Origin of the sequence: Exiguobacterium sp. s123 (assembly GCF_018617075.1) — a bacterium.
GTDB lineage: Bacteria > Bacillota > Bacilli > Exiguobacteriales > Exiguobacteriaceae > Exiguobacterium > Exiguobacterium profundum.
In genome coordinates this window covers 103,043-109,453 of the sequence record NZ_JACSJL010000008.1, presented here as the reverse complement: position 1 = coordinate 109,453, position 6,411 = coordinate 103,043, and the positions used below count along the sequence as shown (strand labels likewise).

Below are 6,411 nucleotides of genomic sequence, written 5' to 3'. Positions count from 1 at the left end.
TTCCCATGCCGAACACGGAAGTTAAGCGTCTCAGCGCCGAAAGTAGTTGGGGGATCTCCCCCTGTGAGGATAGGACGTTGCCAGGCAAAATCGTTCCGCAATAGCTCAGTGGTAGAGCAACCGGCTGTTAACCGGTAGGTCGTAGGTTCAAATCCTACTTGCGGAGCCACTTTCTCTTTTGGAGAGCTGTCCGAGTGGCCGAAGGAGCACGATTGGAATTCGTGTAGGCGGCAAAACCGTCTCAAGGGTTCGAATCCCTTGCTCTCCGCCAGTTTTTCAAATATGTAATGGCCCGTTGGTCAAGCGGTTAAGACACCGCCCTTTCACGGCGGTAACACGGGTTCGAATCCCGTACGGGTCACCATTTAATTTTATATCGTCGCGGGGTGGAGCAGTCTGGTAGCTCGTCGGGCTCATAACCCGAAGGTCGTCGGTTCAAATCCGGCCCCCGCAATTAAGTCCGGTCTCGTGGTGTAGGGGTTAACATGTCTGCCTGTCACGCAGAAGATCGCGGGTTCGAATCCCGTCGAGACCGCCATTTTTATTTTAGAATCAATCATACTACATATGGCTTTGTAGCTCAGTTGGTAGAGCAAAGGACTGAAAATCCTTGTGTCGGCGGTTCGATTCCGTCCAAAGCCACCATATGTGGGGGGGTAGCGAAGTGGCTAAACGCGGCGGACTGTAAATCCGCTCCCTCGGGTTCGGCGGTTCGAATCCGCCCCCCCCCACCACTTAGGGGCATAGTTTAGCGGTAGAACTACGGTCTCCAAAACCGTCAGCGCGGGTTCGATTCCTGCTGCCCCTGTTTTAATTTCATCATGGCGATTGTGGCGAAGTGGTTAACGCACCGGATTGTGATTCCGGCATTCGAGGGTTCAATTCCCTTCAGTCGCCCCATTATTATTGGGCTGTAGCCAAGTGGTAAGGCATCGGATTTTGATTCCGACATGCGAAGGTTCGATCCCTTCCAGCCCAGCCATTTTGCGGAAGTAGTTCAGTGGTAGAATACGACCTTGCCAAGGTCGGGGTCGCGGGTTCGAATCCCGTCTTCCGCTCCAATGACTTTTGGCGCCATAGCCAAGTGGTAAGGCAGAGGACTGCAACTCCTTTATCGTCGGTTCGATTCCGACTGGCGCCTCCAACATAATATGCCGGTGTGGCGGAATTGGTAGACGCGCACGACTCAAAATCGTGTTCCTCTGGAGTGTCGGTTCGACTCCGACCACCGGTATCCGTATGACTCTAACTGAGGTTAGGGTCTTTTTTCTGTTCGCTATTTTTTTTTGAGAAGAAAGGACATTCATTCAGCTCGAATGTTTTAAACAAGAAGAAACGAGGTGGATGATATTCAATATACAGAACAATCGAATCGGTTCATCCGATTTGCTGACAACGAATGTGTGGGTTCTAGTCGCTTATACGAAGTGCTAGCTCGAGAAGTGGCCCAGCATGAATGGCTCTTATCTTTGTGTGAAAACATACTAAAGGGACAACCTGCTCCAAATCTATTGTTTGCATCTGTTCATGAACTGGTAATTCAAGACTCTGCTGATGAGTTGGCCACCTATTATCCTAGCGTGACAAAATATCCAAAACAAGCTGAAGATGTATTTCCCTCTTTTTAGCTTTTTGCCATACATACGAAAGTGAGATCCGTCATCGATTGAGGACCCGTCGTGTGCAAACGAACGAGGTTCAACGATGCGCCTACTTGTATCCGATATTTTCGAAGATTCAACAACAGACGCAGCAATCACTCGCACTGCTCGAAATCGGAACGAGTGCAGGGCTTCAACTATTTGTTGACCAGTACGCTTATGAGTATAATGGCGTCCCAATCAACCCGATAAGCATCTCATCAGTAAACATCTCAGCGACCGTCGAATCGAACGAATCATTCCATCTCGAGGCTAAGACGCTATTAGACATCGGAACGCGTATTGGTGTCGATTTGAACATTGTGGACTTGACAGATCAAGCAGAGCGGTCATGGTTGAATGCGTTAATCTGGTCAGAGCATGAGACACGACGGCAACTGCTTCAGGCTGCCATGAATGAAATCAATTTTAATATGGTGACGCTCATTGAAGGGGATGGTGTGACGATGCTACAAGATCTCGTATCGCGTGTGTCGGAGACAGAGACGTTATGTATCTTCCATACACACGTGGCAAATCAGATGTCACGTCCCGTCAAAGAAGAACATTTGAAGCAAGTCGAGCGAATTGGACAAACACGAGACGTCTTCCATATCTATAACAATATCCAAGATCGTTTCCTTCATGTAGATTTGTATCAGGACGGTCAACTTACAGCGTTTACGTTTGCAGAATCAGAGGGGCACGGCCGTCAATTTCAAATCCTGACGCCACTCGATTCTTTGTTTCATCCATGATCTTTTGAATGATTAAGATATATTAACATATTGATTTCATTGAATTTAGAAAAACTTACGAATACCTGTTGACAGATTAATAGTATAGGTGTATATTAACTATAGTCGCTTGAACGACAACAATATTTCATGCGGGTGTAGTTTAATGGTAAAACCTCAGCCTTCCAAGCTGATGACGAGAGTTCGATTCTCTTCACCCGCTTCATATCTCTCTGCCGAGTGGCGGGGAGATTTTTTGTATGCGAAAATATATAGAGGAGGTGAACGGAATGGACCCGTACACATTAAAACAACAAATCTTAGCGTATGCCGAAACCATCGGGATTGATGAGTTGAAAGTGACGACAGCTGATCCGTTCATCGTCATGAAACAACGACTCATTCGACAACAAGAGAAAGGATATGCCTCTGGATTCGAAGAACCGGATTTAGAGAAACGCACAAATCCTGAACTTCTGCTTGAAGAGGCACAGTCGATCATTGCGATCGCCATCGCCTATCCAAGTAAATTAAAAGATGCGCCCCGTAGTGTCGCCGGGGAGAGACGAGGGTTGTTTGCTCGTGCTTCGTGGGGACTCGATTACCATCGGGCGGTCGGCGATCGATTGGCCAAACTTCAAGCGTACATTGAAGAATTGGTTCCAAACGTGCGAACGCGTTCGATGGTCGATACGGGTGAGCTCGTCGACCGTGCTGTCGCAGAACGTGCGGGGATTGGATTTAGTGGGAAAAACTGTTCCATCATCTCTCCTGAGAAAGGATCCTATCTTTATTTGGGCGAAATGATTTTAGATGTATACTTACCACCGGATGAAGCAATTGAAGACGGATGTGGGGATTGCGATAAATGTATGACAGCTTGTCCGACGACGGCCCTTGTTGAACCAGGTGTCCTCGATGCGAAGCGCTGTATCGCCTATCTCACGCAGATGAAGACGTTGATGCCACGAGAGTTTCGGTCGAAGCTTGGTGGTCGATTATATGGATGTGACACGTGTCAGCAAGTCTGTCCATATAATCGCAAAAAGGACTGGCGCCACCATGAAGAATTGTTACCGGAAGCTGAGATTGTCAAACCGCTCTTAGAGCCTCTTCTGACATTGAGCAACCGGGAGTTCAAACAAAAGTTCGGACATTTATCAGGCGCATGGCGCGGGAAGAAACCGATTCAACGAAATGCGATTTTAGCGCTCGCGCACTACCGTGAACTTTCAGCGATTCCAATCTTAAGGGAATTTATTAAACAGGATGAACGCGAAGATATGCGCGCGACGGCTGTTTGGGCAATCGGTGCGATTCTTGGACCTGATGCCGATTCGATATTTGAAGAGATTGAACGGAATGAAACGTCTGATATGGTTCATGAAGAGATTCGCATATATCGAGAGGAGTGGGCACATGAAGATCGTGTCGTCTAAGTGGGGACCGCTAATGTACGAGATAAATGGATCAGGTAAGTTGACCGAATTGGAGTTCACAACACATGAACCGACAGAAGAAGCACCTGAATGGTTGCGGAATCTTATGACGCGAGTCGAGCGGACAGGGTTTCAAGAAACAGATCGTGCCTACGTTGACATGAACGGGACACCGTTTCAACAGGAGGTGTGGGATGCGCTTTTGACCATTCCTTATGGCGAGACACGCACATATAAGCAAATTGCTGAACAAATCGGTCGGCCGAAAGCCGTTCGCGCCGTCGGTCAGGCGCTCAATCGAAATCCGTTGCCGATTCTATTTCCGTGTCACCGTGTCATTGGAAGTAGTGGGAAGCTTGTCGGTTTTGCGGGAGGATTGGCTGAGAAACAACGCCTTCTAGAATTTGAAATGAAAAAGTGAGGGAAACCAACCATGGCAATTCATGTCGTAATGTTTCAACCAGAAATACCAGCAAATACAGGGAACGTCTCACGTACGTGTGCGGCGACGAATTCGGTGCTTCATTTGATTCGTCCGCTCGGATTCTCGACGGATGATAAGATGTTAAAGCGTGCCGGTCTCGACTATTGGCAATTTGTCGATGTACGCTATCATGACTCGTTAGAAGAGCTGTGGGAGAAGCATCCGGATGGTCAGTTCTTTTATATTACGAAGTACGGGGAACAATACCCGAGTGATTTGGACGTTTCAGATGTAGACGGTGACTATTTCTTCGTCTTTGGTCGTGAGACGAAAGGGTTACCGATGGAAGTCATCGAGAACAATTTAGATCGCTGCATCCGTCTGCCACAATCGAACCTCGTCCGTTCATTGAACGTATCGAATACAGCAGCCATCATCGTCTATGAGGCGCTTCGTCAACAGGGATATGCAGGATTGAAATAAAAAGAGCCGGATTCGTAAGAATCCAGGCTCTTATTCGTTACCCTCAGGTTTACGGTTATATCCAGCTGTCAAAATTGCTGCGAGGAAGACGACGCTGATTCCAACCATCAATAATAGGCCCATCCAAAAATCCCCCTTTTATTCTCCATAACTATAAATAGTATAATATACTTGGTAGGTGAATTGCACTGAATATAAGAAATTACTGTGAAATTGGAGAAGGAACATGAAAACGAATGTGTACTTACTGAGCTATGCCCCACTCATCGGAATTATTTTGTTTTCGATGTCACTTGCGATTGCGACCTCCGAGTACGTAATCCAATGGCTGAATCAAATTGGCGTATATAGTGAAATTATCGAACTATTATCGGTGCAAGAGACGAAAGTGCTCATGCTCGTTGTATTCTTCACGATTTTCTTTATGTTGTTTAGCGCATTCAAATTGGTGGCCGATACGTTCAATCAACTCGGCTTCGCCTTTTTTGCGCGCGAAACGAATGGCACGTCGCTTCATCGGCTCAAACCTGGGGCCATCATCTTCCTCATCGGGTCTGGAATCAGCTTTCTCTTTTTGAACACGTTACTCGCCGTCATCGCCGTCCTCGTAGGAACGCTCTTGATGTATCTCTTTTACTATGTCTGGCAAGTAAGCCAATCGATGTCCGTCCCACGAGCCATCGGCTTATTGCTTATGCAGGCCGTCATGTGGGCGACGTTGATCAGCGGGTTAGGTTGGTCGGTCCTTCGCTTGTTCAACTCTGTCGGAGATATTATCTTATGAAGCATTCTTTTGGACCGACCTCGGATGTGATTGAAGCGTGGTGTCAATCATTTGTCCCAGAGGAAACCTTGTATTGGATTGATTCTTCGTTTCTTGAGGATATACCGAGTTCCTGTCTCGTGATTCCGAGGCAGGAATTTTTCAATCATCCGCTTTACCGTAGACCCGATATTACGAATCCATATGTGACGTGGCAGATGGGTCAAGACGTAACTTATGTCATCCATGCGTTCTCTGGCTTTTTGAAGGAGTTACAGGAGCACGTCAAAACACGTTTAATGGAATTTCAAGTGACGACCCATCGTGGCCTTGTTTTGCCGATATCGGTCGAGCAGATGAAACGTCTATCGAATGAGATGATTGTAGAGAAGAATGGCACGCATCTCATCGTCTTGCATCCGCAAAATTGGATTGCGCTCGACATCGAGATGCGTCATTCTCTTCTGCTCGACTATGCGAAGGAGTGGGATCGTTGGGAAGGGGAACCCGGTGATGACTCGATTGCCTCGCATCTTGCGGACTATGCAAATCGGTTTCCCACCCAGGAGGGAAGTAACTGTCTCGCGGCGACGTTGTTTGCGGTCACAGGAAACGAACAAGTCGTTCACCAATGGGTTCATCCGGAGACATTCCTCCAGACCCTAAAGAGAAGTGAGTACGAAACCGTGAAGGATGATGCGCCAAGGTCGAATGACGTCTTGACGTATTGGAACGACCAAGGGCAACTGATTCATGCGAGTTACTGTGTGCGAGAAGGACTCTTTTTCAACAAACATGGTCAAGTCCGTTTCAATCCTTGGAAACTCATCGATCACGACGAGTTAATGGAGCATTGGGGAGCCTATCGACTTCAGATTGAACGTCGAACATAAGCAAAGGAGTCAGTCCACTTTTCAGTGGCTGA

The 6,411-nt window shown here is 47.4% G+C and carries 5 protein-coding genes, 14 tRNA genes, 1 rRNA gene and 1 pseudogene; all 21 read left to right on the top strand.

What is annotated here, in order from left to right:
- Positions 1–86: ribosomal RNA gene (gene rrf / locus KNO72_RS13475) — 5S ribosomal RNA — on the top strand; the annotation flags it as partial.
- 8 nt (positions 87–94) lie between these two features.
- Positions 95–169, top strand: a tRNA-Asn gene (locus tag KNO72_RS13470).
- An 11-nt stretch (positions 170–180) separates the two neighbouring features.
- Positions 181–271, top strand: a tRNA-Ser gene (locus tag KNO72_RS13465).
- An 18-nt stretch (positions 272–289) separates the two neighbouring features.
- Positions 290–364, top strand: a tRNA-Glu gene (locus KNO72_RS13460).
- 16 nt (positions 365–380) lie between these two features.
- Positions 381–454 (top strand) — tRNA-Met (locus tag KNO72_RS13455).
- An 8-nt stretch (positions 455–462) separates the two neighbouring features.
- Positions 463–538 (top strand) — tRNA-Asp (locus tag KNO72_RS13450).
- Between the two features lie 31 nt (positions 539–569).
- A tRNA-Phe gene (locus KNO72_RS13445) sits at positions 570–645 on the top strand.
- Between the two features lie 5 nt (positions 646–650).
- Positions 651–734: transfer RNA gene (locus KNO72_RS13440), tRNA-Tyr, on the top strand.
- A gap of 3 nt (positions 735–737) precedes the next feature.
- A tRNA-Trp gene (locus KNO72_RS13435) sits at positions 738–808 on the top strand.
- Between the two features lie 16 nt (positions 809–824).
- Positions 825–900, top strand: a tRNA-His gene (locus tag KNO72_RS13430).
- 7 nt (positions 901–907) lie between these two features.
- Positions 908–982, top strand: a tRNA-Gln gene (locus KNO72_RS13425).
- A 4-nt stretch (positions 983–986) separates the two neighbouring features.
- Positions 987–1,061 (top strand) — tRNA-Gly (locus KNO72_RS13420).
- Between the two features lie 9 nt (positions 1,062–1,070).
- A tRNA-Cys gene (locus KNO72_RS13415) sits at positions 1,071–1,144 on the top strand.
- 9 nt (positions 1,145–1,153) lie between these two features.
- Positions 1,154–1,234, top strand: a tRNA-Leu gene (locus KNO72_RS13410).
- 106 nt (positions 1,235–1,340) lie between these two features.
- Positions 1,341–2,398: pseudogene (locus KNO72_RS13405) on the top strand (DUF2332 domain-containing protein).
- Between the two features lie 131 nt (positions 2,399–2,529).
- Positions 2,530–2,600: transfer RNA gene (locus tag KNO72_RS13400), tRNA-Gly, on the top strand.
- 67 nt (positions 2,601–2,667) lie between these two features.
- Positions 2,668–3,816, top strand: a complete 1,149-nt coding sequence (gene queG, locus KNO72_RS13395; RefSeq protein WP_214685787.1) for a tRNA epoxyqueuosine(34) reductase QueG — start codon at positions 2,668–2,670, stop codon at positions 3,814–3,816.
- A complete protein-coding gene (locus KNO72_RS13390) occupies positions 3,797–4,237 on the top strand; it encodes a methylated-DNA--[protein]-cysteine S-methyltransferase (protein ID WP_214685789.1) in 441 nt (146 codons plus the stop codon). The genes queG and KNO72_RS13390 overlap by 20 nt, the downstream gene beginning before the upstream one ends.
- Before the next feature lie 12 nt (positions 4,238–4,249).
- A complete protein-coding gene (trmL, locus tag KNO72_RS13385) occupies positions 4,250–4,723 on the top strand; it encodes a tRNA (uridine(34)/cytosine(34)/5-carboxymethylaminomethyluridine(34)-2'-O)-methyltransferase TrmL (protein ID WP_015880908.1) in 474 nt (157 codons plus the stop codon).
- Positions 4,724–4,949: 226 nt separating this feature from the next.
- The gene (locus KNO72_RS13380; RefSeq protein ID WP_078146399.1) at positions 4,950–5,507 is read left to right on the top strand and encodes a DUF5366 family protein; all 558 of its coding nucleotides are present in this window, start codon (positions 4,950–4,952) and stop codon (positions 5,505–5,507) included.
- Complete coding sequence (locus tag KNO72_RS13375) at positions 5,504–6,379, top strand: hypothetical protein (protein ID WP_078146400.1); 876 nt, start codon at positions 5,504–5,506, stop codon at positions 6,377–6,379. The genes KNO72_RS13380 and KNO72_RS13375 overlap by 4 nt, the downstream gene beginning before the upstream one ends.
- The last annotated feature ends 32 nt before the right edge of the window (positions 6,380–6,411 follow it).

Excerpts from the sequence above, each read along its gene's own strand:
- queG (WP_214685787.1), top strand. The coding sequence starts at position 2,668 with ATGGACCCGTACACATTAAAACAACAAATCTTAGCGTATGCCGAAACC.
- KNO72_RS13390 (WP_214685789.1), top strand. The coding sequence starts at position 3,797 with ATGAAGATCGTGTCGTCTAAGTGGGGACCGCTAATGTACGAGATAAAT.
- trmL (WP_015880908.1), top strand. The coding sequence starts at position 4,250 with ATGGCAATTCATGTCGTAATGTTTCAACCAGAAATACCAGCAAATACA.
- KNO72_RS13380 (WP_078146399.1), top strand. The coding sequence starts at position 4,950 with ATGAAAACGAATGTGTACTTACTGAGCTATGCCCCACTCATCGGAATT.
- KNO72_RS13375 (WP_078146400.1), top strand. The coding sequence starts at position 5,504 with ATGAAGCATTCTTTTGGACCGACCTCGGATGTGATTGAAGCGTGGTGT.